This is a genomic window from Janthinobacterium sp. YR213 (genome assembly GCF_900099875.1).
Lineage (GTDB): Bacteria > Pseudomonadota > Gammaproteobacteria > Burkholderiales > Burkholderiaceae_D > Janthinobacterium > Janthinobacterium lividum.
The window spans coordinates 1,835,522-1,861,651 of sequence record NZ_FNDA01000001.1; the positions used below are offsets into that span (position 1 = coordinate 1,835,522).

At 63.0% G+C, this 26,130-nt stretch carries 21 protein-coding genes and 1 tRNA gene; 8 read left to right on the forward strand and 14 right to left on the reverse strand.

Going from position 1 to position 26,130, the window contains the following annotated elements; genetic code table 11:
• The first annotated feature begins 152 nt into the window (after positions 1 to 152).
• Positions 153 to 341: a hypothetical protein gene (locus BLT98_RS08140; protein WP_139179160.1), complete on the forward strand. Its 189-nt coding sequence runs from the start codon at positions 153 to 155 to the stop codon at positions 339 to 341.
• Here BLT98_RS08140 and BLT98_RS08145 read toward each other — a convergent pair.
• The 8 genes from BLT98_RS08145 to BLT98_RS28720 all read right to left on the reverse strand — a co-directional run bounded on the left by BLT98_RS08145 (position 329) and on the right by BLT98_RS28720 (position 8,320).
• Positions 329 to 763 (reverse strand): hypothetical protein, encoded by a 435-nt coding sequence (locus tag BLT98_RS08145; protein WP_139179163.1) that lies wholly within the window; start codon positions 761 to 763, stop codon positions 329 to 331. The two genes, BLT98_RS08140 and BLT98_RS08145, sit on opposite strands and share 13 nt — an antisense overlap.
• A 93-nt stretch (positions 764 to 856) precedes the next feature.
• Positions 857 to 1,099, reverse strand: a complete 243-nt coding sequence (locus BLT98_RS28715; protein WP_139179166.1) for a hypothetical protein — start codon at positions 1,097 to 1,099, stop codon at positions 857 to 859.
• A gap of 189 nt (positions 1,100 to 1,288) precedes the next feature.
• A tRNA-Pro gene (locus BLT98_RS08150) sits at positions 1,289 to 1,365 on the reverse strand.
• A gap of 102 nt (positions 1,366 to 1,467) precedes the next feature.
• Complete coding sequence (locus BLT98_RS08155) at positions 1,468 to 2,082, reverse strand: TetR/AcrR family transcriptional regulator (RefSeq protein WP_070282345.1); 615 nt, start codon at positions 2,080 to 2,082, stop codon at positions 1,468 to 1,470.
• A gap of 62 nt (positions 2,083 to 2,144) precedes the next feature.
• Positions 2,145 to 3,593, reverse strand: coding sequence for an AdeC/AdeK/OprM family multidrug efflux complex outer membrane factor (gene adeC / locus BLT98_RS08160; protein ID WP_092606379.1), 1,449 nt, complete (start codon positions 3,591 to 3,593; stop codon positions 2,145 to 2,147).
• A gap of 1 nt (position 3,594) precedes the next feature.
• Positions 3,595 to 6,759: an efflux RND transporter permease subunit gene (locus BLT98_RS08165; RefSeq protein ID WP_092606381.1), complete on the reverse strand. Its 3,165-nt coding sequence runs from the start codon at positions 6,757 to 6,759 to the stop codon at positions 3,595 to 3,597.
• Positions 6,760 to 6,774: 15 nt separating this feature from the next.
• Complete coding sequence (locus BLT98_RS08170; RefSeq protein ID WP_052140403.1) at positions 6,775 to 7,983, reverse strand: efflux RND transporter periplasmic adaptor subunit; 1,209 nt, start codon at positions 7,981 to 7,983, stop codon at positions 6,775 to 6,777.
• A 103-nt stretch (positions 7,984 to 8,086) separates the two neighbouring features.
• Positions 8,087 to 8,320 (reverse strand): hypothetical protein, encoded by a 234-nt coding sequence (locus BLT98_RS28720; protein ID WP_139179169.1) that lies wholly within the window; start codon positions 8,318 to 8,320, stop codon positions 8,087 to 8,089.
• 86 nt (positions 8,321 to 8,406) lie between these two features.
• Between BLT98_RS28720 and BLT98_RS08175 the strand changes: the two genes are divergently transcribed.
• On the forward strand, positions 8,407 to 9,918 hold the full coding sequence (locus tag BLT98_RS08175; protein ID WP_092606383.1) for an ATPase domain-containing protein: 1,512 nt from the start codon (positions 8,407 to 8,409) through the stop codon (positions 9,916 to 9,918).
• An 8-nt stretch (positions 9,919 to 9,926) separates the two neighbouring features.
• Positions 9,927 to 11,477, forward strand: coding sequence for a hybrid sensor histidine kinase/response regulator (locus tag BLT98_RS08180; protein WP_092606385.1), 1,551 nt, complete (start codon positions 9,927 to 9,929; stop codon positions 11,475 to 11,477).
• Positions 11,478 to 11,480: 3 nt separating this feature from the next.
• Here the strand turns inward: BLT98_RS08180 and BLT98_RS08185 are convergent, their stop codons facing one another.
• Positions 11,481 to 13,367, reverse strand: a complete 1,887-nt coding sequence (locus BLT98_RS08185) for an MFS transporter (protein WP_092606387.1) — start codon at positions 13,365 to 13,367, stop codon at positions 11,481 to 11,483.
• Positions 13,368 to 13,612: 245 nt separating this feature from the next.
• Between BLT98_RS08185 and BLT98_RS08190 the strand changes: the two genes are divergently transcribed.
• Both BLT98_RS08190 and BLT98_RS08195 read left to right on the forward strand, forming a co-directional pair.
• A complete protein-coding gene (locus BLT98_RS08190; RefSeq protein WP_092606388.1) occupies positions 13,613 to 16,825 on the forward strand; it encodes a DUF2339 domain-containing protein in 3,213 nt (1,070 codons plus the stop codon).
• Complete coding sequence (locus BLT98_RS08195; protein WP_092606390.1) at positions 16,822 to 18,279, forward strand: DUF3999 family protein; 1,458 nt, start codon at positions 16,822 to 16,824, stop codon at positions 18,277 to 18,279. Before BLT98_RS08190 ends, BLT98_RS08195 begins: the two co-directional genes overlap by 4 nt.
• Before the next feature lie 24 nt (positions 18,280 to 18,303).
• On the opposite strand, the gene BLT98_RS08200 is transcribed toward BLT98_RS08195, so the two are convergent.
• Positions 18,304 to 19,047, reverse strand: coding sequence for a helix-turn-helix domain-containing protein (locus BLT98_RS08200; RefSeq protein WP_034785491.1), 744 nt, complete (start codon positions 19,045 to 19,047; stop codon positions 18,304 to 18,306).
• Between the two features lie 160 nt (positions 19,048 to 19,207).
• Between BLT98_RS08200 and BLT98_RS08205 the strand changes: the two genes are divergently transcribed.
• From BLT98_RS08205 to BLT98_RS08215, 3 genes are read left to right on the forward strand one after another with little or no spacing between them, the layout of a single operon-like run.
• On the forward strand, positions 19,208 to 19,630 hold the full coding sequence (locus BLT98_RS08205; RefSeq protein WP_092606392.1) for a hypothetical protein: 423 nt from the start codon (positions 19,208 to 19,210) through the stop codon (positions 19,628 to 19,630).
• A gap of 24 nt (positions 19,631 to 19,654) precedes the next feature.
• Positions 19,655 to 20,071, forward strand: coding sequence for a hypothetical protein (locus tag BLT98_RS08210; protein WP_092606394.1), 417 nt, complete (start codon positions 19,655 to 19,657; stop codon positions 20,069 to 20,071).
• 4 nt (positions 20,072 to 20,075) lie between these two features.
• Positions 20,076 to 20,861, forward strand: a complete 786-nt coding sequence (locus tag BLT98_RS08215; RefSeq protein ID WP_092606396.1) for a DUF2145 domain-containing protein — start codon at positions 20,076 to 20,078, stop codon at positions 20,859 to 20,861.
• A 48-nt stretch (positions 20,862 to 20,909) separates the two neighbouring features.
• Here the strand turns inward: BLT98_RS08215 and BLT98_RS08220 are convergent, their stop codons facing one another.
• From BLT98_RS08220 to BLT98_RS08235, 4 genes are all read right to left on the reverse strand, one after another.
• Positions 20,910 to 21,983, reverse strand: a complete 1,074-nt coding sequence (locus BLT98_RS08220) for an ABC transporter ATP-binding protein (protein ID WP_034785487.1) — start codon at positions 21,981 to 21,983, stop codon at positions 20,910 to 20,912.
• 35 nt (positions 21,984 to 22,018) lie between these two features.
• The gene (locus BLT98_RS08225) at positions 22,019 to 23,809 is read right to left on the reverse strand and encodes an ABC transporter permease (RefSeq protein ID WP_092606398.1); all 1,791 of its coding nucleotides are present in this window, start codon (positions 23,807 to 23,809) and stop codon (positions 22,019 to 22,021) included.
• 183 nt (positions 23,810 to 23,992) lie between these two features.
• Positions 23,993 to 25,090, reverse strand: a complete 1,098-nt coding sequence (locus BLT98_RS08230) for an ABC transporter substrate-binding protein (protein WP_092606400.1) — start codon at positions 25,088 to 25,090, stop codon at positions 23,993 to 23,995.
• Between the two features lie 43 nt (positions 25,091 to 25,133).
• Positions 25,134 to 26,129: a tripartite tricarboxylate transporter substrate binding protein gene (locus tag BLT98_RS08235; RefSeq protein ID WP_092606402.1), complete on the reverse strand. Its 996-nt coding sequence runs from the start codon at positions 26,127 to 26,129 to the stop codon at positions 25,134 to 25,136.
• Position 26,130 lies beyond the last annotated feature (1 nt).

Here is a 26,130-nt window from a genome sequence, read left to right on the forward strand (position 1 = left end):
AGGCGCAAGGCCCGGGCCGCCGTGTATACGCAGGGCCAGCTGTCGCCACGTGGGCGGCGGGTGGATACGCGAAATCGGCATCTTCGACGAGGCCGGCGACCCGTGCGCGGTGGCCAACTGCCAGCGGCCCAATGTTCGCCTGCACCATCGACATGTCCTACCTGCTGTGGGCACGCGGCATCGATATCCGCACGCTGAAAGAATCACAGATCGAAGATGGGTGGATCAGGATCAAGCCAAGCAAGACACAAAAAACCAGCGGCAAGGCTGTCGACATTATGGCTGCTTTCGCCCAAAGCAGACGTCGTACCACCTGTATCGGATACTCCTATGCAGCATGACGACGTTTGCGCCATTCCAGATAGTCGAGGTCGCGATTGTCGGGGTTACCTAATTCAATATGATAATAGGCGCGACCGGCGATTTCGAAAGGTGTTTCATGCCAGTAGATTTCCGCTACTTCTGCCATGGTGCGAGTTTTCAACCATTCCTTGTAGTAGCTATATGCAATCTCACGTGCATGATGCTGTTCGACGCCAAATCTCGCTGCTATCTCGCCTGCAGTTAGTTTTAAAAGGTGGGGGATCGTGCATTCAATAGGCTCATCAGCTTTCAAGGCTTCTTCTAGCCACGCTTTTATCGCAGTATTAAAGAGGAGCTCCGCCGCCCTTTCCGGAAACGTCGTCGTAAGAACCAGCTCACCTCGCTCTTCGAGACTCAAAAGAGCCTCGGTGATTTGTTCCACGATCTTTTTGTCTTCCATGGCGCACTCTCGTTTGTTGATCAAATGTCTGCCTCTGGCCGGTTGCCGCTATCAGCCTGCATATGACTGCGTCGCCTCATTCAGCCACCCGAATTAGGGCGTAAATTCACGAAACAGGAATAGTGACTCGCGCGGTACTATTTTCGGCACGCCGACATCAAAATCCACCATACCGACATCAACGCCATAGGGATTTGCTAACTCTTCGGTTAATGTGCCGCTTCCCAGATGGACTTCATCCAGATCGTGAATTCCAAGGCACATGAAGTTTGTCCTCTCCCCCGGACCGTCATTGTGCGCATCGTGAAAACCGCCGCTCATCTCTACCGCGCGCACGTATGCATGCTGTGCGTCTAAGGCAGGGAAGAGATGTGTCGCAACACGATGCCGTGTCTCCTTCCGAACTGCTTCATTCGATGCGCCATACGTCGCGTAAACGGAAAAACCCAGCACCGATATTATACAAACGTATAATATACAGTACTGGGTTTCTATACAGCTTGCGCTGTAACTCCTTGAATCTAATGGTCGGGGCGAGAAGATTCGAACTTCCGACCCCATGCACCCCATGCATGTACGCTACCAGGCTGCGCTACGCCCCGACGAGGTGGGAATTATAGCAGAGCCTTTTAGGTTTTTGCCATGCTTTGCGCATGATTCATATCGAACTGCGCAAACTTTTTTGCATGGCCCTGGCAAGCGGCCTATTCGTTCAGCAGCAGCGCCGTCAGGACGATGCGGAAGCCCGCGATCAATGGCTCGACTTTCACGTCCGGATTGTGAATGAGGCGCACGGGCAAGCCCTGGTAAATGGCGACGAGGGCATTCAGGCGGCCTTCCAGCATCTCTTCATCGGCCGGCAAGCCGCGCTTGATGCGCGCATCGCGGATGATGGAGAGAAACAACTGGCGCGAACGCTGGTCCGAGCATTGCAGCATTTCCGCGATCACCGGATTGCGCGATGCTTCCGCAAAAATTTCCAGCGGCATCATCCACGTTTTCGGGTCCAGCGCTTCGAGCACATGCTCGCCCGCATTGTCGATCACGGCCTGCAGCGGGTCTTCGCGCTGCGCCAGGTCCTGCATCAGGTTCGACACCCGCTCCGTATTCTGCATGACGAAGGCGGCGATGATCGCATCCTTGCTGTCAAAATAATTATAGATGTGGCCCGCGCTCATGCCGGCCGCTTTCGATATCTCGGCCATGCTGGCGCCGTGGAAGCCACGGCGGCTGAAACAGCTTTCGGCCGCATCGAGCACCTGCTTGCGCCGCGTGTTGGCGCGCTCGGGATCCGGATGCTTCTTTTCAACTTGGTTCATGATTTTCCAGTAGCGCGCCGACCCTGCCCTTGCGGGCAAGGCCGGCGTCGGCGTCCCCGTGATTATTGGGTGCCGCCAGCCGCCGCGACGGCTGTCTGCTCAGGCTGCCAACCGCCGCCCAGCACCTTGTACAAGGTCACCAGGTTGGTCGATTTGGCCAGGCGCGCCGTGATCAGGCTCTGCTGCGCCGTGTACAGCGCGCGCTGGGCCACCAGGGCGTTCAGGTAGGACTCGGCGCCCTGCTTGTAGCGCGCGTCGTGGATGGTGTAGCTCTTCGTCGACGCCTCGACCAGCGAGACCTGCGATTGCAGGCGCTCGTCGATGGTGCCGCGCTGGGCCAGCGCATCGGACACTTCACGGAAGGCGACCTGGATCGCCTTTTCGTATTGCGCCACGGAGATTTCACGCTGCACCTTGGCGATATCGAGGTTGGCGCGGTTCACGCCGCCATCGAAGATCGGCAAGCTGATCTGCGGAATGAAGCTCCACGTGCCACTGCCCGCCTTGAACAGGCCCGACAGGTTGTCGCTCAGCGAACCGGCCGTGGCCGTCAGCGAAATGCGCGGGAAGAAGGCCGCGCGCGCCGCGCCGATGTTGGCATTGGCAGCGCGCAAGGTGCGCTCGGCCGCCAGCACGTCGGGACGGCGTTGCAGCACGTCCGACGGCAAGCCGGATGGAATGTCCGCCAGGGCCGTGACGGCGCCGAACTCGCCTTGCGGCAGCAGCTCGGCCGGCACGGGGCCGCCCACCAGCAAGACCAGCGCATTCTGATCCAGCGCTACCTGGCTCGTGTAGACAGCCACGTCGGAACGGGCCGACTCGACGCTGGTCTGGGCATCGTACTTGTCCAGGCCAGAGGTAGCACCGGCACTGAAGCGGCGCACGGCCAGGTCATACGACGACTGCTGGCTCTTCAAGGTATCTTGCGCCACGCGCAGGCGCTGCTGGTCGGCCACCAGGTTCAGATAGGTGCTGGCCACTTCGGCCACCAGGCTGATCTGCTGTGCACGGCGTGCTTCTTCCGTGCCCAGGTATTGTTCCAGCGCGCTGTCGGAGAGGCTCCGCACGCGGCCGAAGAAGTCCAGCTCGTACGCTGACACGCCCAAGTTCGCCGTGTACTGGCGGTTGATGGACGCTTCGCCGTTGGCGCTGGCGTTCTTCGGCACGCGGCTGGCCGACTGGCCGCCGGACGCCGACAGGGTCGGGATCAGCGCGGCGCGTTCGATGCCGTAGGTGGCGCGCGCCTTCTCGATGTTGAGGATCGAGACGCGCAGGTCGCGGTTGTTGGCCAGCGCCAGTTCCAGTACCTGGCGCAGGCGCGCATCGGCAAAGAACTCGCGCCAGGCGACGTCCGCCACCGGCTTGGCGTCGGCGGCGGCCGTGTCGGCCTTGTAGGAAGGACCGGTCGGCCAGCTTGTGGGCGCCGGCGCTGCCGGACGCTCATACGTAGGGGCCAGGCTGCAACCGGCCAGCAAGGCCAGTGCCGCCATGGAGAGTAGCGATTTTTTCATATTAATGTGCATCCTTGGAAAGCGTGACGGCTGGCGAACCAGGCGTCGCCGGCGTGGTTGGCGCGTCCGACTTCGAGAAGAAGCCGCGCACCAGCACGAAGAACACCGGCACGAAGAAGATACCGAGGAACGTGGCCGTCAACATACCGCCCAGCACGCCAATACCGATGGCGTTCTGGCTGCCGGAACCGGCGCCGCTGGAAATAGCCAGTGGCAACACGCCCAGGCCGAAGGCAATCGAGGTCATCAGGATCGGACGCAGACGCAGACGCACCGCGTGCAAGGTCGCGTCCAGCAGCGACATGCCCGATTCCTGCATTTCCTTGGCAAACTCGACGATCAGAATCGCATTCTTCGCCGACAGGCCCACCACCGTGAGCAAGCCCACCTGGAAGTACACGTCGTTCGACAGGCCGAACATCCACGTACCGAGCACAGCGCCGATCACGCCCAGCGGTACCACCAGCAGCACGGAGAATGGAATCGACCAGCTTTCATACAGCGCGGCCAGGCACAGGAAGACGATCAGCAGGGACAGCGCGTACAGCTGCGGCGTCTGCGAACCGGATTCGCGCTCTTCCAGCGACACGCCGGTCCAGCTGAAACCGATGCCAGGCGGCAGCTTGGCCACCATTTCTTCCATCGCGTTCATGGCGGCGCCCGTGCTTTGGCCCGGCGCCGGCGTACCCAGGATCTCTACCGACGGCAAGCCGTTGTAGCGTTCCAGGCGTGGCGACGCGTAAATCCACTTGCCGGTGGCGAAGGCCGAGAACGGCACCATCTGGCCAGCGGTATTGCGCACGAACCACTTGTTCAAGTCTTCCGGCAGCATGCGCGAACTGGCGTCACCCTGGATGAACACTTTCTTCACGCGGCCACGGTCGAGGAAGTCGTTCACATACGAACTACCCCAGCCGACGCTCAGCACGCGGTTGATTTCCGAGATCTGCAAGCCCAGCGCCGTTGCCTTCTGCTGGTCGATGTCGATCTTGTACTGCGGCGTATCTTCCTGGCCGTTCGGGCGCACGCCGACCATGGCCGGATTCTGCGACGCCATGCCCAGCAACTGGTTACGCGCCGCCATCAGGGCGTCATGGCCGACGCCGCCGATATCCTGCAGCTGCATGTCGAAACCGGTGGCGTTACCCAGTTCCAGCACGGCAGGCGGTGCAAACGTAAACACCATCGCATCCTTGATCTGCAACAACTTGCCCATGGCGCGGCCCGCTACTGCCGGCGCTTTTTGCGCCACGTCCTTGCGCAGCGACCAGTCTTTCAGGCGCACGAAGGCGATACCCGTATTCTGGCCGTTACCGCCGAAGCTGAAACCGGCCACGGCAAACACGGAAGCGACGTTATCTTTCTCGCTGTTCATGAAGTGGTCTTCGACCTGCTCGATCACTTTCAGGGTGCGCTCTTGCGTGGCGCCCGTCGGCAATTGAATCTGCGTAAACAGGATGCCCTGGTCTTCTTCCGGCAGGAAGGAGGTCGGCAAGCGCATGAAGATGAATACCAGGCCGGCCAGCAACAGCACATACAGCAGCATCGAGCGGGCGCGGTGCGTAATCATGGCGCCAACCATGCCCTGGTACTTGTTGCTGCTGCTATCGAAGCTGCGGTTGAACCAGCCGAAGAAACCCTTGTTGGTCGCGTGATGGCCCTTTTCGACCGGTTTCAGCAAGGTGGCGCACAAGGCTGGCGTAAACACCAGCGCGACGACGACGGACAGCACCATCGACGAGACGATCGTGATCGAGAACTGGCGGTAAATCACGCCCGTCGAACCGCCAAAGAAGGCCATCGGCACGAACACGGCCGACAGCACCATGGCGATACCGACCAGCGCGCCCGTGATCTGCGTCATGGACTTGCGCGTCGCTTCCAGCGGCGACAAGCCCTCTTCGCTCATCACGCGCTCGACGTTTTCCACCACCACGATCGCATCATCGACCAGCAAACCGATGGCCAGCACCATGGCGAACATGGTGAGGGTATTGATCGAGTAACCGAATGCATTCAGGATACCGAAAGTACCGAGCAGCACGACCGGCACCGCCATGGTCGGGATCAGGGTAGCGCGGAAGTTCTGCAGGAACAGATACATCACCAGGAATACCAGGATGACCGCTTCGACCAGGGTTTTGACCACTTCTTCGATGGACAGTTTCACGAACGGGGTCGTGTCGAACGCCACCTGGTAGCTCATGCCTTCAGGGAACTGCTTGCTCAGGTTGCCCAGCATGGCTTTCGCCGCATTGGCCGTATCGAGCGCGTTGGCGCCCGTCGCCAGCTTGATCGCCACGCCGGTTGCCGCATGGCCGTTGTAGCGGGCCACGGTGTTGTAGTTCTCGCGGCCCAGCTCCATGGTGGCCACGTCCTTCAGGTGCACCATGGCGCCGTCGGTCGTGGTTTTCAGCAAGATGGCACCGAACTGCTCCACCGTTTGCAAACGGCTTTGCGCCGACACGGTAGCGTTCAGCTGCTGGCCCTTGATGGACGGCGTGCCGCCCAGTTCACCGGCCGACACTTCCGCATTCTGTGCCTGCACGGCCGTGATCACGTCCGCCGGGGTCAGGTTAAAACTTTGCAGCTTGGCCGGATTGAGCCAGATACGCATGGCGTACTGCGAACCGAACAGCGTCACATCGCCCACGCCGGCAACACGGCTCAATGGGTCGACGACGTTGGCGGCCACATAGTCGCTCAAGTCGGTCTGGTCCATCTTGCCGTTTTCGGAAATGAAGCCGAACACCATCAGGAAGTTCTTGGTGGCTTTCGACACGACGAGACCCTGTTGCGTGACAGCCGTCGGCAGCAGTGGCGTGGCCAGCTGCAGCTTGTTCTGTACCTGCACCTGGGCGATGTCGGGATTGGTGCCGCTGGTAAACGTCAGCGTAATGCTGATGCCGCCAGTGGCGTCGCTCGACGAAGCCATGTAGCGCAAGCCGTCGATACCCTTCATCTTTTGTTCGATGACCTGGGTGACGGCGTCTTCCACGGTCTTGGCGGAGGCGCCAGGATAGGAGCCGCTGATCGAAATCGACGGCGGAGCAATACTCGGGTACTGCGCGATCGGCAGGCTGAGGATCGAAATCACGCCGGCAAGCATGATGACGATCGCGACCACCCAGGCAAAAATCGGGCGGTCAATGAAAAAACGGGCCATTAATATTCTCCTGAATTAGTGGGCGCTGGCAGCCGATGCTGCGGCAGAGGCGGCAGCGGCAGGCGCGGCAGGCGCCTTGGCCGGCACGGCAACGGCTGGTGCGCCTGGCTTGACTTTTTGCAAGCCTTCCACGATCACGCGATCGCCTGCGGCCAGGCCGGACGTCACCAGCCAGTCGTTGCCGACCGTACCGCTGGTGGTCAGCACGCGTTGCTCGACCTTGTTTTCCTTGTTCAGGATCAGGGCCGTTGCCTGGCCCTTCTGGTTGCGCGTCACGCCCACTTGCGGCACGGTGATGGCTTTTTCATCGACGCCCGTTTCCAGCTGGGCACGTACGTACATACCTGGCAGCAATTCGCCTTTCGGGTTCGGGAACAGCGCGCGCAAGACCACGTTGCCGGTGGTCGGATCGACCGTCACGCCAGCGAACTGCAGCTTGCCCGGTTCGCTGTACTTGCTGCCATCCGGCAAGATCAGGTCGACCTTGGCCTGGCCTTCGCCCACTTTTTTCAGCGAACCGTCGGCCATCTGGCGCTTCAGGCGCAGCAGATCCGTGCTCGACTGTGTCACGTCGACATAGATCGGATCGAGTTGCTGCACGGTGGTCAGTGCTTCCGCCTGGCCCGCCGTGACCAGCGCGCCGGCCGTCACGGTCGAGCGGCTGGTGCGGCCGCTGATCGGCGCCGTCACGGTGCTGTATTTCAGGTTGATATTCGCCGATTCCAGCGCCGCTGTGGCGGACTCGACGTCGGCCTTGGCTTGCTCGAACGCCGCGACGGCGTCATCGTATTCCTGGCGGCTCACGCCTTCGATGGCGACCAGTTCCTTGTAGCGCGATGCTTTCGGACCAGCCGTCAGCAGGTTGGCCTTGGCTTTCGACAAGGCCGCCTTGGCCGAATTGTAGGCTGCCTGGTAGGTGGCGGAATCGATCTGGTACAGGGCCGTGCCTGCTTTCACATCGCTACCTTCGACGAACAGGCGCTTCTGGATCAAACCACCGACTTGCGGGCGCACATCGGCGACCTGGTAGGCATTCGTGCGGCCGGGCAGTTCGGCGCTCATCGGCAACGCGGCCGGATTAACAGTAAACACGACCACCTGTGGCGCTTGCTGCGCGTGAGGTGCTTCCTGTTTTTTACTGCAGCCGGCCATGATTACAGTGGCGCACAGAACGGCAATAGCGCCGCTCGTACGCGGCGACGTCAGGGAAAAAGTTGGTTGCATCTTGGACTTTCTGAAAAAGAAGCTGGCTAGTGTCGTTAGAAATGACTAAATTTATTAACGCAGATCAAAGAATGAACGATCATTCTAAAATCGTCAAGCATCGTTACAATTGAAACATAGTAACTATCAAGCGAATTAAATTATCAATGAAGCAATAAAATGAGGACAGCGACAGCGTCTGCACGTCAGCCAATTCGAACAGGAAGCTGGCGGACGGCGGCAAAACGGCAATGCGGGAAAGTTGGATTGAATGAATACTGTAGCAGGGTAATGCGTTTTTTGCTGAAGCCTCGATCGCGCGCGCAACACTGCCCCACGCGCGGCCGCCTGCCGCCATGAATATTTACCAATGGTATCGAAAAGACATGCCGCGGCGAACGCGCTAGTATAGTCTCCACAGCGTGGCAAAGCGGGGGCGCAACGATGACATCACAGGCGCGAAAAACACGGCGGCAGGATGGCGCCAGCGGCCCGGACACGCCGCCACTGCTGTCGACCGGCGTCGACGGCCTCGATGCCATCCTCTCGGGCGGCTTGCTGGCCGAGCGCCTGTACCTGGTCGAAGGCGTTCCCGGCACGGGCAAGACCACCCTGGCGCTGCAATTTCTGGCCGAAGGCGCGCGCAGCGGCGCGCCCGTGCTGTATATCGCCCTGGCGGAATCCGAGATCGAACTGCGCGGCGCGGCCCTGTCGCATGGCTGGGACCTGGCCGGCATCGCCATCGAAGAAGTGGCGCCCAACGACGACATCCTCGACCCCGAACGCCAGTACACCATCTTCCACCCGTCGGAAATCGAACTGGCATCGACCAACCAGCGCATCCTCGCCGCCATCGAAAAGCACCGCCCTGCCCGCCTGGTGCTCGACTCGCTGTCCGAACTGCAACTACTGGCGGAAAACCCCCTGCGCTACCGGCGCCAGGTCGTGGCATTGAAACAGTACCTGGCCAGCCGGCACTGCACCACCCTGCTGATCGATGACCGTTCCGCGCTGGACGACGGCTTGCAAGTGCGTAGCGTGGCTCACTGCGTGATTTCCCTGGAGCTGCAAAACCAGGCTTACGGCAATGACCGGCGCCGCGTGCGGGTGGTGAAATACCGGGGCGTGCCGTTTCGCAGCGGCACCCACGACTACAAGATCGCCCATGATGGCCTGCTCGTCTTTCCGCGCCTGGTGGCGGCCGACACGCGCCGCGATGGCGACCATCGGCGCCTGTCGAGCGGCGTGCCCGAACTCGACACCATGATAGGGGGCGGCCTGGAAGAAGGCATGAGCACGCTCATTTCCGGCCCGGCCGGCAGCGGCAAGTCCACCCTGGCGGCGCAATTCGTGCACGCGGCCATAACGCGCGGCGAACCGTGCGCCATGTTCCTGTTCGAGGAAGCGCGCAGCAAGCTGCTGAACCGGACCGACAGCGTGGGCATGCGCCTGCAGGCGGCGCTCGATTCCGGCCTGTTGAGTGTGCAGCAAGTCGATCCGGCCGAGCTGACACCGGGAGAATTCGCCCAGGCCGTGGTCGACGCGGCAGAACGGGGCGCCCGGGTCATCGTCATCGATAGCCTGAACGGCTACATGCACGCGGTGCCAGACGAGCGCTTCCAGAGCACCTATCTGCATGAACTGCTCAACTACCTGGGCCAGCGGGGCGTGGCCACCCTGCTCGTCGGCGTGCAGCAAAACATGCTGGGCACCTCGATGACGACCTCGGCCGACGCCAGCTACCTGGCCGACGGCGTCATCATGCTGCGCTATTACGAAACGGAAGGCGAGGTGCGGCAAGCCATTTCCGTCTTCAAGAAGCGCGGCAGCGCGCACGAGCGCAGCATCCGCCGCTTCGAAATCAGCCCGCAGGGCATCCGCATCGGCCCTGCCCTGGCCGGCTTTCACGGCATCCTGTCGGGCTTGCCCACCATCGGCGGCACGCCCTTCCCCTAGGAGTTGCCATGGAGCAGCGTATCCTGATCTACGCGCCTGGCGGCCAGGACGCCGCCCTGGCCGCCAGGGTGCTCGCCGGCGAGGCCATCGCCAGCCACGCCTGCCGCTCCGCAGGCGAACTGGCCGAGCAGCTGGCGCTGGGCGCCGGCGGCGTGCTGACGGTGGACGAGGCCTTGCATGCAGGCGTGTACGCCGTGCTCGACGCCTACACCCGCCAGCAGCCGGACTGGTCCGATTTGCCCATCATCCTGCTGACGCACGCGGGACTCGATTCCCTGCCCTTGCGGCAAGCCGTCGCCACCCTGGGCAACCTGACCCTGCTGGAACGCCCCGTGCACATCTTGACCCTGATCACCTCGGCCCACGCCATGCTGCGCGCGCGCCAGCGCCAGTACCAAGTGCGCGAGACGCAGCGGCGCAAGGACGAATTCCTTGCCAGCCTCGGGCACGAACTGCGCAATCCGCTGGCGCCCATCAAGACTTCGGTGGCCCTGCTCAAGCACCTGTATCCGGCCTCGGAGCAGGTCAGCAAGGTCAGCGGCGTGATCGAGCGCCAGGTGACGCATCTGACGCGGCTGGTGGATGACTTGCTCAACGTGGCGCGCATCACCAGCGGCAAGGTACTGCTGCAGCGCGAAAATATTGAATTACAGCAAGTACTCGACCATGTAATCGAACTGTGCCAGCCCGCTGCCGACAGCCGGCACATCAGCATCACGCAGGCGTTGCCGACGCTTGCCATCACGCTGCACGCCGACTATGCCAGGGTGGTGCAGATCTTTGCCAATATCGTTTTGAATGCCGTGAAGTTCACGCCGGAGGGCGGCCACATCCACATCACGGCGCGCCTGGCGCAGGGGCAGCTGCAGGTGACGGTCGAAGACAATGGCATCGGCATCGAGCCGGACGCCATCCCGCGCATCTTTTCCATGTTCGAACAGGGGCGCACGGTGGAAGGCCAGATGGCCAGCGGCCTGGGCATCGGCTTGAGTCTGGCGCGCCAATTTGCCGAGATGCATGGCGGCAGCATCGACGCGTACAGCGACGGCCCCGGCCGCGGCAGCCGCTTCATCGTCACCTTGCCGGCCAGCGCCAGCGACGCCCAGACAGCCACCCCGGCCACCCCGGCGGCGGCCGGCAGCGAGGCGCCCACCGGCGCGGACCCGCCCGTGCAAGTGCTGGTGGTGGATGACAACCTCGATGCGGCCGATTCCTTGCAAAGCCTGTTCCAGCTCGAAGGTTATGCCGCCAGTGTCGCGTATGGCGGCGCGCAGGCGCTGGCGGCCGTCGAGATGGCCTGGCCACAACTGATCGTGATGGACCTGGGCATGCCGGATATGGATGGCTATGAGGCGGCACGCCAGATACGCCAGCGTGCGCAGGGACGCGAAGTGCTGCTGGTCGCCCTGACGGGCTGGGGCCAGGGCGAGGCGCGCTCACGCACGGAACAAGCCGGTTTCGACCATCATCTGACGAAACCGGTGGATTTCGCCGCCATCGCCGCCCTGCTGGAACAGCACCTGGCGCGGCGGACGGGGACAGCTACGCGGACAAAATAGCGTTTATTTCCACTTGCCGCGCAATTCCTGCACCCTTTGCTGCAACAGTTCCGGCGTGGCGGCCTCGGGCGCCACGGGCATGCCCACGGCCAGCGACAAACGCGAGCGCAAGCCCGCCTTGAAAGCGCGCTCGAACAAATGGCCATTGCGATGGCTCAACAGATGACCCCACAAGCCGCGCAGCGCCAGCGGAATCACGGGTACCTTGCTGCGCTCGACGATCTTCGCGATGCCGCCCTTGAATTCGCTGATCTGGCCCGTGCGCGTCAGCTTGCCTTCCGGGAAGATGCACACCAGCTCGCCTTCGTGCAGCGCTTGCGCGATATCGATGAAAGCCTTTTCCATGAGGAACGGGTCTTCCTTGGCCGGCGCGATGGGGATGGCCTTGGCCGTGCGGAAGATCCAGCCCATCAGCGGCATCTTGAAGATGCGGTGGTCCATGACGAAACGGATGGGGCGCGGACTGGCCGCCATGATGACGATGGCGTCCACATAGCTGACGTGGTTGCATACCAGCACGGCCGCCCCTTCCGTCGGGATACGTTCGCCATCGACCACTTTGACGCGGTGCACGGTCTGGATGAGTATCCATGCGAGGAAACGCATGAGGAATTCCGGCACCAGCGAAAAGATGTAGGCGGCCACCAGCGCGTTCAGGATGGCCGTGACGAGGAACAGCTGCGGAATCGTAAATCCTTGTCCCAGCAGCACGATGGCCACGCCGGCCGCCGCCACCATAAACAGCGCGTTGAGGATATTCATGCCGGCGATCGTGCGCGAAATGTGTTTCGGGTCGCAGCGCGTCTGGATCAGGGCGAACAGGGGCACGATGAAGAAGCCGCCGAAGACGCCGATCATGACGATGTCGATCAAAATGCGCGGCACGCCCGCCTGGCTGACGAACGCCAGCGCATCGACCACTTGCGTATTCGCATACGCATTGCTGGCGAAATACAGGTCGATGCCGAACAGCGACAGGCCGATGGAGCCGAACGGCACCAGGCCAATCTCGATCTTGTGGCCGGACAGGCGTTCGCACAGCAAGGAACCCGTGCCGATGCCGACGGAAAACACCGTCAGCAGCAGCACGAACACGCTGTGGTCGCCATGCAGGAAATCCTTCGAGTACACGGGGAACTGCGCCAGGATCAGGGCGCCATAGAACCAGAACCAGGAGTTGCCCAGCATGGCCAGGAAGACGGGACGGTTCTTGCGCGAAAAATTCAGGTTGCGGAATGATTCGGCGACGAAATTCAGGCTCACCTTCAAGTCCGGCTCGGGCGCCGGCGTGCGCGGCACGCGGTAGCTGGCGACCAGGCCGAACACAGCCACGGCGATGGTGGCGCCGGCCACCAGTTCCACGCCCAGCGGCTTGTGCACGATCAGCACGGCGCCGAGGATTTCGCCCAATAAAATGCCGACAAAGGTGCCCATCTCGATCAGGCCATTGCCGCCAACCAACTCTTCCGGTTTGAGCTGCTGCGGCAGGTACGCATACTTGACGGGGCCGAACAGGGTCGAATGCACGCCCATGCCCACGACGGCCGCCACCAGCAGCCACAGCGTATGCGTCATCCAGCCGGCGGCGGCCACGGCCATGATGGCCAGTTCCATCCATTTGACGAAACGGGCCAGGCCCGCCTTTTCAAACTTGTCGGCCAGCTGGCCCGCCGTGGCTGAAAACACGACGTAGGGCAGGATGAACAGGCCGGGAATCAGGTTGGTGATGGTGGACGGATCGAGCGTGGTCCAGCTCAGCGCATCGTAGGCGAGGATCACCATCAAGGCCGTCTTGAACAGATTGTCGTTGAAGGCGCCAAAGAACTGGGTCCAGAAGAAGGGCCCGAAACGGCGCTGCGACAATAAGGAAAACTGGCTGCTTTGACTCATGGCATGGGGAACTGGCAATTAAGGAATTGCTAAAATACAGCACTATCTTGCGCACGACAATCTGAATGTCGACATCTTGCTTGGCGTCAATATGGAAAGCCCGCTCCGGCCCCATGCTTGCCTTGCCGCCACACGCGCTTCCTGGCACTTGCCCTGACACAACAGAAATCGCTTGTTTCTTGATAATAAGGTAATGTGCGCATACATTGGGCGCCTTCGCCCTGCCCCTTCCGGAAAGCTGCCCCATGTTTGGATTGATCACGCTGTTCATCCTTGGCTTGCTGATTACCGCCTTCGTGCTGGTGCTGCAATACCGCCGCAAGGTGGCGGATCTGGAATTGCTGACGGCACGCCTGCGCAAGGAAGTCGACGGCATCCAGCAGCGCCTGCGGACGCTGGAAGGCCAGGCCGAAGCGCCTGCGGCTACGTCCGTCGTTGCCGTAGCACCCGCCGAGCCCGCTAGCGTGGCGCCGGTGGCCGTGCCGACGCCTCTGCCGCCGCCCACGCCCGCCCCCGTGCCGCAGGCGGCCGCGATCAAGGTGGCCGAAGTGGCGCAGGCCGCGCCGGCAGCAGCTCCCGCACCCGCCGCGCCCGTGCCGCCAAAACCAGCCCCGCCGATTCCAGCCCGGCCCGTTCCTGCCGTCCCCAACACCCCTTCCTGGATCGCGCACCCGGACGGCCTCGTTGCCAAGGCAAAGAACTGGCTATTCACGGGCAACCTGGTCGCCAAGCTGGGCTTGCTGATTCTCTTCCTCGGCGTCAGCTTCCTGCTCAAATATGTGTCGGCGCAGGTCACGCTGCCCATCGAACTGCGCCTGGCCGGCATCGCGCTGGCCGATATTGCCCTGCTGGCCTGGGCCTGGCGCATCCGCCTCAGCCGTCCCGGCATCAGCCTGCCGCTGCAGGGCACGGCGCTGGCGATATTGATGCTGGTGACGTTTGGCGCCTTCCGCCTGTATGAACTGATCCCGGCCGGCCTGGCGTTTGCCGTGCTGTTCGTGCTGACGGCGTTCACGTGTTTGCTGGCCGTGCTGCAAAACGCCGTCTGGCTGGCCGTTTTCGGCATCGTCGGCGGTTTTGCCGTGCCCCTGCTCGTGTCGACGGGCAGCGGCAACCATATCGGCCTGTTCAGCTATTACGCGCTGCTCAATGCGGGCGTCTTCGCCATCGCCCTGAAACGCGCCTGGCGCGTCCTGAATGTGCTGAGCTTTGGCTTTACCTTCGTCGTCGCCACCACCTGGGGCCTGCTGCGCTACACGCCCGAGCACTACCTGTCGACGCAGCTGTTCTTGATCCTGTTCGTGCTGTTCTACGTCGGCATCGCCATCGCCTACTGCGCGCGCCAGGCGCCGCGCCTCAAGCATTACGTGGATGGCACCCTCGTCTTTGGCACGCCGCTGGCGGCCATGGGCTTGCAATACGGCCTGGTCCAGCACTTTCACTTCGGCCTGGCCTTTTCCGCGCTGATTGCCGGCCTGGGCTACACGGGACTGGCCGTGGCACTGTGGCGCCGCGCAGGTTTCAAACTGCTGGCCGAAGCCTTCCTCGCACTGGGCATCGTCTTCGGCACCCTGGCCATTCCGTTCGCCCTCGATGGCCGATGGACCTCCGCCGCCTGGGCGCTGGAAGGCGCGGGCATCGTCTGGGTCGGCTTGCGCCAGCGCCAGACACTGGCCTGGGCCTTCGGCCTGCTGGTGCAGGGGGCCGCCTGGATTGCCTTCCTGATCGCCATGCAGGAACTCGATACGGCCGCGGCCCTGCACGCCAACATCTGGCTCGGCTGCGCGCTGCTGGCCGCCGCCGCGCTGGTGATGGCCTACAATTTCCGCCACCACGCCAGCCATTTGCATCCGGAGTTCATGAGCAGCCTGTCCGTGCTCTTCCTGACGGCCGCCGCAGCCTGGCTGCTGGGCGGCATCTGGAGCGAAATCCTGCTGCGCACGGATGCCACCACGCAACTGAACCTGCTGACCGTCAGCGCGCTGGCTGTGGCCGCCTTGCTGGCGGTGCTGGCGCGGCGCGAACAATGGCATGCACCGCGCGCGCTGCTGCTGGCCGTGCAGGTGCTGGCCGGCATGGTCCTGCTCAGCCGCGCCAGCTGGGCCTGGGACCAGCACCCGGCCAGCCTGTTCGACGGTTCCTTCCTCAGCGCGCTGCTGCTGGGCGCCGCCGCCTTTGCCAGCGCCCGTTTCCTTGCGCTGCGCGCGCGCGGCGGCGACGAACTGCTGGCCCTGGCAGCACGCCCCCTGCTGGTCTGGAGCGGCTTGCTGTGGTTTGCCGCCATCCTCGTGCCGCTCGTCAGCTGGCTGCTGCGCCTGATCGACGGCGACCTGGAGCTGCAGCCGCACGCGGGCGAGCACTGGCTGGCGCTGTACCTGATCGCCGTGTGCGTCACGACGCCCGCGTTCGCCATCCTGGCGCGGCGCCTCGATTGGCCGCAGCTGCGCTGGTTCACCATCGCCACCTGGCTCGGTCTGGGCTTGTGGAGCGCCAACATGCTGCTGGCGCTGTACCTGCGCGATTACCTGCCGACCGGCTTGAGCTGGCTGGCGCTGGCCAGCGCCCTGGCGGCCGGCGAATACCTGCTGCTGGCCTGGCCGCAAGCGGGCTGGCAACTCGGCCTGCGGGCGCAGCGCCTGCTGCATACGCTGCGCACTGCCGCGCCATGGCTGATGCTGTGGCCGGTCGGCGCCATGCATGTCAACGCCTGGCTGGCACAGCATGAAGACAGCGTCAGCCCAGCCTGGGCCCGCTACTTGCCGGCCTGGGCCATGATGCTGGTGCTGGCCTTGCTGATCCGCCGCTGCCGCGCGGGCGCCTGGCCGGTGGCGCCGATTGCAGAGTGGTACCAGCGCACCTTGATACCGCTGGGCGCACTCTGGTCGCTGCTGCTGATTGCCGCCTGGAATATCTTCGACGATGGCGCCATGGCACCGCTGCCCTACTTGCCGCTGCTCAATCCGCTGGACTTGAGCACGGGCTTTGCCATCCTGCTGGCCATTGCCAGCTACCGCCTGCTGCCGGCGAAGCAGTTGCCCCTGCCTGCCCTGTGGCAAGCACGTCTGCCTGCCGTGGCCGCCTGCTGCGTGTATGTGTGGTTCAACCTGATGCTGCTGCGCACGGTATCGCACTATGTCGGCGTGCCGTACACCTTTGACGCCATGCTGGCCTCGCAATTCGTGCAAGCGATGCTGTCGCTGGTATGGAGCATCACGGCCCTGCTGCTGATGCGCCACGCGGCGCGCCATCAACGGCGCCAGCAATGGAGCATGGGCGCTGTGCTGTTGGGACTCGTTGTCTTGAAACTGTTCCTGATCGACCTGTCGAACGTGGGCGGCATCGAACGCATCATCTCCTTTGTCGGTGTCGGCTTGCTGATGGTCTTGATCGGCTACCTGGCGCCTTTCCCCAAGGCTGCCGCGCCAGCGCCAGCCGAACCGCAACAAGGAGCAGCATGAAACACTCATTGATCTGCTGCAGCCTGCTGCTGGCAGGCGCCGCGCTGGCCGCTCCTGGCCAAGACAGGCCACAGGACTACGGCTGGAGCATGCCGGTGACCGTGCCGGCCGGCGCGGGCATCGTCAAGCTGGCATTGCCCAGGGAAGCCTACCTGCACGCCAGCTCGGCCAGCCTGGCCGACGTGCGGCTGTTCGATGCCGACGGCAAGCGCCTGGCCTATGCCATCGGCGCGCCGCCCGCCCAATCGGCGACGCAGCGGACAGCCATTCCCGTCCGCATTTTCCCCGTGACGGGCGCGCCGGCAACTGGCGACGGTTTGCAAGGCATCGACATCCGCACGGCGGACGATGGCCGCTTGCTGTCGGTCAGCACCCGCGCCGGCGCGACAGCCAGTACGGCGGCGCTGCAAGCGCTGATACTCGACCTGGGCAAGCAGACGCAAGACAGGCGCATCGCCGCATTGCGCTTCACGCCACCGGAGCGCACGCAAAATTACAGTGCGCAAGTGCTGCTGGAAGTGAGCGACGACCTGAAGCAATGGGACGCCATCGGCACCACCACCCTGAATTGGCTCAGCAACAGTGACACGCAAACCCTGGCCAACGACAGCATCGCTTTTGCGCCGCGCGCTTTCCGCTACGCGCGCCTGAGCTGGCAGGAAGGCCAGCCGCTGGTGTTTGCATCGATTGCGGCGCAAGCCGTCAGCGAAACCGAGGCGGCGCCGCCACGCGCGAGCATCGTGCTGCGCGGTGCGCCAGGAAAACTTGCTGGTGATTGGGCGTATGCCACGCCGATCGCCATTCCCGCCGACAGCATTGCGCTGCAATTCAAGGAGCGCAATGTGGTGCTGCCCGTCACGCTGGGAGTGTATCGCCAAAGTCATTATGTGCCGCAGCGCCGCCTGTCCCTGCACCGGCAAACGCGACCGGCAAATGGCGAATATTTTGAGCCGCTGCTGACCACCAGCTTTTACCGCATCAGCGAGGCTGGCAAGGAACGCGTCTCCGGCGACCTGGCCATGCCCGTGGTGCAGACCACGCAATGGGTGCTGCGGCCCGAGTCGCAAAGTACGGCGATGCCGACCAGCGCGCCGCTGTTGCGCCTTGGCTGGACGCCGGAAACGCTGGTGTTCCTGGCCGGCGGCAAGGGACCATATCATCTGGTGTTCGGCAAAGCCGACGCGCAACCGGTGGCGCAGCCGCTGTCGCAGGTGGCACCAGGCTATCGCGACGGCGAATTGCAAGCGCTGCCGATTGCCACATTGGGTGCGTTGACGGCGCGCGCTGGCGCAAGCGACGCCGCGCCGGCGCCGGCTGGCACCAGTGCGCCATGGCGCCTGGCAGCACTATGGGCGGCCCTGCTGCTGGGCGTGTCCGTGCTGGGCTTTTTTGCCTGGCGTTTGCTGACGCAGATGAAAGAGGAACAAGGCAGTACCGACAAGCAGGAACATTAGCCGGTTGGCCGCGATATCGCTGCCTTATTGCCGCAGCAGCGCCTTGAACGTCTGCGGCATCCACGGCCGCGCCGCCAGCATGAAGCTGATGGCCAGGCGCTCCTCACCAGGCAGGCGCGCGTCTTCCTGGTGTTGCTGCGAGAATTCCACCGCGACTTGCTTCAGGCGCTCCAGCAAGGCCGCTGTGGATTTTTTCGACAGCATCACGTTCACCAGGCGCAGCAATTCCGTTTCGCCATCGAATTGCGAATTCAAATAGTCGCCATAGGCTTCCTTTTTGAAATACGTATGGATGGGACCGTTCGGTATCCACGCAAACGTGCGCGCCACCAGCAGTTTGACCCGGTTATTCGGCAGCAGTTCCAGAAAACCGATCTTGTCGAGACGCAGCAGGTATTTCACGGCTTGCGCTTCGCTGATGTCGTAGATGGCAACGATCTGTTCCAGCGGTAACAGGTTCAGGGCGGACACGGCCACCACGAACAGCCGGGTGTCCTCGATGATTTCCTTTTCCTGCGCATACGTCAGCCCCGTAATCAGGGTGGGCGCGGCCTGGGCTGACTGCACGGCCAGCGCCAGCTGCTGGAAATCGCTGCCGATGGCCACCAGGATCTGGTCCAGCCGCTGCAGGGTAAATTGCTTCTGCGAAAACATCCGCTTGACGCTGGCTTCGGATACGCCGATGCGCTGGGCCAGCTCGGCATACGTGACGGAACGCGCTTTCAACAGGCGTTTCAGGGCTTCGATCAAGGCGTGGGTTTGCGGCATGCACTTCCTTTATATAAATAGCATCGGTTCCAGCGGCAAAAAAGTAGCGCAATACGCTACCTGCGGTATGCCTGCCCGCTACGAGTAGCGTTTTCATTGACCAATTGCCCACAGTCTACAATGATGGCGTTGCCACTTGGCACACTTGAAGGAGAAACACATGAAACGCCTGCTGCCCCTCTGCCTGTCCCTGTCGCTGTTGACGCTCTCCGTGGCCGCTCCCGGCCTGGTCCACGCCGCCGCCTCCGAGAACCTGTCGAAAGGCTCGCAAAACCTCAGTCAGGGCTCCGCCGTGGTCGTCGCGGGTTCCATGTCGATGCTGGTCGCCTCCGGCCAGGTGGTCGTCGCCAGCGTGGAAACGGTAGGCGAAGGCATCGTCATCGTGCTGAAAGGCGCCTCTGAGGCTGGCGGCGCATCCATCCAGATGAGCACGCAAGCGGCCAAGGGCCTGTCGCTGGCGGCCGGCACCGTGGTCAACGTGGTGGCGCTGTCCACCGGCCACATGCTGGTCATGTCCGGCAAGGCCATCGCCTTCATCCCGAACGAACTGGGCAAGGCGCTGCTGCACCACTCCAAAGCGTAAGCACCAATGAAGAACGGACATCCCATGAAACAGTTGCTCGCCACCGCCCTGCTGTGCGCCACCAGCCTGGCGCCGCTGGCCCAGGCCGCCAACTCCGATACCACCAACGCGTCCGACAACGCAAGCATGGCGTCGGCCATCGTGCTGGTCGGCTCCATGTCGGTGCTGGCCGCCGCCGGTGAAATTGTCATCGACAAGGTGGAAGACGTGGCCGACGGCAGCGTCCTCGTATTGAAAAGCACGGCCAGGGGCGCCTCACAGGCTGCCACGGCGTCCGTCAAGCTGAGCCAGAAGGCCACGCAAGGCCTGTCGCTGGCGGCCGGCACGGTCGTCAACGTGGTGGCCGTCTCGACGGGCCACATGCTGGTGCTGTCGGGCAAGGCCATCGCCTATGTGCCGAACGCGGCCGGCAATGCCATCCTCCACCATTCGAAAGCGTGAATCCATGAAACGCCTGACTGCCATTATCATCAGCCTGGCCCTGGCCGGCACCGCCCATGCGGGACGCTCGTGCGAGGAAAAGCAAACGGATGCGAGCACCCTCGTCAAATCGATGGACCTGGCGCAAAAGACCCTGCAGGCGCTCGATGGCTCGGGCGCGCAGGTGGCGCTGGTGGCGCGCGCCGGGCAAGACCTGTCGAAGTACAATTTGCGCTATTCGCACATGGCGCTGGCCTGGCGCGACCACCCGAAAGGCCGCTGGCTGGTGGTGCATGAACTCAATGAATGCGGCACGGCGCAATCGTCGCTGTACAACGAAGGCTTGGGCAATTTCTTCATGGATGATGTGTTCATGTATGAAACCCTGATCCTGATTCCCGGCCAGGATACGCAGCAGCAACTGGTGCGCCTGCTGACGTCGAACACGCCCAAGCGTCTGCATGAGCCGCATTACAATATGCTGGCCTACCCGTTTTCCACCAAGTACCAGAATTCGAATCAGTGGGTACTGGAAACCCTGGCCGCCGCCAGCAACGAGCCGGGCAAGATCGAAACGCGCGCCGAAGCGCAAGGCTGGCTGCGCAGCGCCAGCTACGCGCCGCAAACGCTCAGCATACCCGCCGCCACGCGCCTGGGCGCGCGCATGTTCCGCGCCAATATCGCTTTTGACGATCACCCGTTCGAACGCCGCATGACGCGCCAGATCGATGTCGTCACCGTCGACTCCATCGTGCGCTTCATGCGCCAGCGCGAACCGAAGGTGCAGGAAATCGTCGTGCGGGGGAATTAAGGACGCGGCAGCACGGATGAGGTGGCCAGCATGGCCACCTCATCATCGTTAAAACACCCAGAGCTTATCGGCCGGCATGTGCAGCCAGTACTTGCCCGCCTCGAGCTTGTGGCGCGAGTACGCGCGCAGGCTGATGTTCTCGGCGCCACCGCGCTCGAACAGGCATTCCCAGCGGTCGCCCAGGTACATGCACGTCAGCAGCGGCAGCTCGATGGCGTTGTCGACCTGCGTGGCGCTGATCTTCACTTCCTCGACGCGGATCATGGTGGTTACTTCCGTGCCCACATTGGCGCCGCGCGCCACGCCCTGCATGGACGCGCCATCGACCAGCAGGCGCACCTGATTGCCTTCGCGCTGCACCACCTTGCCGGGCAGGCGGTTGTTACTGCCCATGAATTCGGCCGTAAACAGGGTGTCCGGCGTTTCATACATGCTTTGCGGCGTGCCCTGCTGCTCGATCTTGCCGTTATTGAGCAGCAGGATGCGGTCGGAAATGGCCATCGCCTCGCCCTGGTCATGCGTCACCATCAGGGCCGACAGGCCCAGGCGCACGATCAGTTCGCGCAGGAAGGCGCGCGCTTCCTCGCGCAGCTTGGCGTCCAGGTTCGACAGCGGTTCGTCGAGCAGGATCACGGGCGGGTTGTACACCAGCGCCCTGGCGATCGCCACGCGCTGCTGCTGGCCGCCGGACAGCTGATGCGGATAGCGCTCGCCCAGGTGCCCCAGGCCCAGCTGCGTCAGCACTTCCTTGATGCGCGCGGCGATCTCCGTGCTGCCCATCTTGCGCAATTTGAGGCCGTAGGCGACGTTGTCGAATACGGTCTTGTGCGGCCACAGCGCATACGACTGGAACACCAGTCCCAGGTTACGATGCTCGGCCGGCATTTCGAAATGCTGCGCGCCGTCGAAGACATTGCGCTCGCCGATCTGGATGGTGCCCGCCTTCGGGCTTTCCAGGCCGGCGACGGCGCGCAGCAAGGTGGTCTTGCCGCTGCCCGAAGGCCCCAGCAAGGCGACCACTTCGCCTTTTTTCAGGTGCATCGAGACACCCTTCAGGATCTGGTTGGCGGCGGCGCCGGTGCCGTAGTCCAGGTACAGCTCATTGACGGTCAATTCATTCATGATGTGGTCTCAGTTCTTGTATTTAGTTATGCAACTCAGTTGTGTAACTTCACGCCGAAGCGCAGCGCGATGCCCAGGCCGATGGCCACCAGGGTGATATTGATGAAGGACAGCGCCGCCACCAGGTCGGTCGAGCCGCCTGCCCACAGCGATACCAGCATGGCGCCGATCACTTCCGTGCCCGGCGAGAGCAGGTACACGCCCGTCGAATATTCACGCTCGAAGATCAGGAACACCATCAGCCAGGCGCCCAGCAAGCCGTATTTGATCAGCGGCAGGGTCACATCGCGCGTCACCTGGCCGCGGTTGGCGCCGACGGCGCGCGCCGCCTCTTCCAGCTCCGGTCCCACCTGCAGCAGCGCCGTGGAAATGAGGCGCATGCCGTAGGCCATCCACACCACCGAATACGCGAGCCACAGGGCGAAGATCGTCGAGCGCACTTCACGCAGCACGGGAATCACATGGCCGCTCAGCCACAAGGCCACGCCGTTGTCCATGCCTTTCAATATGCCGTCGAGCCAGGCCGGCACGAACAGGAACACCCACAGGAACGACAGGCCGGCCAGCAGACCCGGCACGGCGCGCGGCACCAGCACGCTGTAATCGAGCAGGCGCGTGATGCCGTCCTGCTTGCGGTGCATGGCCAGCGCGATGAAGCTGTAGCAGCCCACGGCCAGCGCGCCGCCGACGACGCCGATCAGGATGGTGTTGACGATGCCGCGCACCAGCGATGGCTGGTCAAAAATGTCGCGGAAATGCTGCAACGTCAGCACGTCGGCCAAATGCACGCCTTCGCCCCAGTACTGCACGAAGGAGCGCAGCACGATGCCCGTCAACGGCAGGATGATGGTGAAGATCAGCCAGCCGGCCAGCAAGGCAAACGCCAGCCACTTCCAGCGGCCCAGCGGCATGGCCTTGCTGCGCGCGCCCTTGCCCTTGATCGACACATACTTGTTCGCCGATTTCAGCAGCCAGCGCTGTATCATCACCAGCGGCATGGCCACCATCACCAGGCAGACGGCGACGGCGGCCATCAGGTGGTACGACGGCGTACCCAGTTTGTTCGTCAGCTTGTACAGATAGGTTGGCAGCACCAGGTGGCCTTCCGGATCACCGAGCACCAGCACCAGGCCGAACACTTCGAAGCCGAGGAAGAACACCAGCACGCCCGCATATGCGAGCGCCGGCATGATCATCGGCAGCGACACGTTCAGCATCACCTGGATCGGCGAAGCGCCGGCCACGCGGGCCGCTTCTTCCACGTCCGAGCCCAGGCTTTTCAGGGCCGACGAGGCATACAGGTAGACGTGCGGCACGTGCGTCAGGCCGGCGATGATGACGATGCTGGTGAAGGAATAGATATTCCAGGGCACGAAGCCGAACAGCTCCTTGGCCCAGATCGAATAGAAGCCCACGGGTCCCATCGACACGACGTAGCCAAAGCCCATCACCATCGGCGACACAAAGATCGGCACCAGCAGCATGGGCGCCACCCAGCCGCGGCCCGGCAAATCCGTGCGCACCATCAGGAAGGCCAGCATGCCGCCCAGCGGCACGGCGATCACGGTCAGGCCGCAGGCCAGCATCAGGCCATTCTTGAAGGCCATCGAGAAATCGGGATCATCGAAGATGAAACGGTAGGAGTCAAAGCCGAATTCGCGCACCGGCATGAAGAAGGGCGCGTTCAAAAAGCTCTGGTAAAAAATCAGGAACAGCGGCAGGAAGATGGCGACCAGGGTAATCGCCACGACCACGCCGCGCGACCAGTTCAGGCGCGACAAGGGAGAGCGCGACCGTGCAGGCAGCGGCAAGATAGCAGTTTGCATGATGAATCCAATGAATGAAGGGTGCGGCATCCAGCCGCCGGCGAACGCCCGCGGCTGGCCAAGGAACTCCGATAAAACCGTAGCGAGCGGCAGTGAGTTGTGGCTGAGAAGCGGATCTGTGCGAATGCACAGTGAGCATCGGAGGCCGCAAATCGCGACGCGCAGTAGGTTTTTCGGATGTTCCTATTTTTTGCCGGCTGTTTCTTTCCACTGCTTTAAGAAGGCCATGCGCTTGGCAGGTCCCAAAAATTGCAGGATGATCGGATGCACGGGAATCGGCTTGACGTTGGCCGCGCCGATTTCCTTGATCAGGTCCGCCGAGGTGGTCTCGCCCGTGACGTCGGCGCGAATCGCGTACAGCTTGGCGCCGTTGGCGATGATGGTCTGGCCGCGGTGCGACAGGATGTAGTCGAGCCACAGCTTGCTGGCGTTGACGTTCTTCGCGTTCTTGTTGATGAACTGCACGCGCGACAGGATCAGGGTGTAGTCCTTGGGCAGCACCACGCCGATCGACGGGTCGGTCTTGGCGCGCACCAGGGCGTAGGAACCCAGCACGTTATAGCCGATCAGGTTTTCACCCGACGAAATGCGCTCCATCATGGTGCCCGTCGACGACTGCACGCGCACCTTGGCCACGCCAAACGCGTTTTGCAGCGCCAGGAATTTCGGATATTCCTTGGCGTCCTGCGACATGAACATGAAGCCCACGCCCGACTTTTCAATGTCGTAGGTGGTGACCTTGTCCTTGAATTTCGGCGTGGCGATCAGCTTGGCGAAGTCGTCGTGGTTCTTCGGCACTTCCTTCGGATCGAGCAAACGCTTGTTGTAAACGATGGCGGCCGGCTCGAACGTGGTGCCGTAAGCCTGGTCGTCCCACATGGCCCAGCCGGGGATCTTGGACGCTTCCACGGATTTGTACTTGAGCGCATAGCCGTCCGAGGCCAGGCGCATCTGCAAGTCCATCGCCGACGACCACATCACGTCGGCCGTGTTGCCGCCGGCGGCCACTTCGGAAATGAAGCGGTTGTACACTTCGGTGGAATTCATGTCGTTGTATTCGACCGAGATGCCGGGATACAGGGCGCTGAAATCCTTGATCAGCGGCGCGGCGGCCTTGCTGTCGGTGGCGCTGTAGATCACCACCTTGCCTTCCTTCTTGGCCGCGTCGATGATCTTCTGGTAGTCGGCCGGATAACCTGCCGGTACCTGGGCGAAAGCGACGCCGGTGGTACCGGCGAAAGCGGCGGCCAGGGAGATGGCGAGAATGGTCTTGGTTTGCATGGTTTGTCTCCGTCTGTGATTGTTGTATGGTTGGCTATTGGATTCAGCGCATCAGGCCCAATTCGGCCGCCTGCCTGGAGTAGCGTTCGACTGCCTGGTTCACGTACTGCGTCAATTTGTCGCCCGTCAGCGCGAACGGATACATGCCCGCCTGCGTGCGCCACTGGGCAAACTGCGGCGTGGCCATGGCACGGTCGAACGTGGCCACCCAGCGCTGGTAATCCTGTTCCGGCACCTGCGGCCCCATCCACAAGCCGCGGATGATGGGCCACACCACGTCGATACCCTGCTCGCGCGCCGTCGGCACGCTGGCCAGCACGCCGGGCAGGCGCTTTTCCGACAGCACCGCCAGCACGCGCGCATGGCTGTCGCCCGCGTTCAGGGTCGCTTCCGACGTGTCGCCCGACATCACCTGCACGTAATTGGCCTGCATCGCCGTGAAGATCTCGCCGCCGCCTTCCAGCGCGACGAAGCGCAGCACTTTCGGGTCGATGCCGGCCCGGCGCGCCACCAGCGCCATCTTCACCCAGTCCTGGCTGCCGATGGTGCCGGACACGCCGATCAGCACCTTGTCGGGGTGGCGCTTGAGCACGGCGATCAGGTCGGCCAGGGTCTTGTAGGGCGAGTCGCTGCGCACGGCGATCATGCCGTAGTCGGCGCCCAGCGCCGCCACCCAGCGCACGTCGCCCGTCTTGGCGTTGCCGAACTTGCCTTGCGCCAGGTTCAGCAGCGAGCCGCCCGAAAACACCACCAGGGTGTTTGCTTCGGCACGCCGGCGCTGCGAGCCCATCGAGCGCCACGCCACCGCGCCGATGCCGCCTGGCAGATAGCTGATGCGCACCGAGGACGCGAACGGTGCCGCCGCCGCGGGATCGAGCTGCAGCAAGCCTTTCTGCGCCAGCTTGCAGGTCAGGTCCATGGCGCCGCCAGGTTTGGACGGCACCACGCAATCGACTTCAGGCGCGGCAGCATTTGCCAGCGCGGGCAGCAGCGCGGACAACAGCAGCAGCGACAGGAACGCGGTGCGCAGCATGGTCATC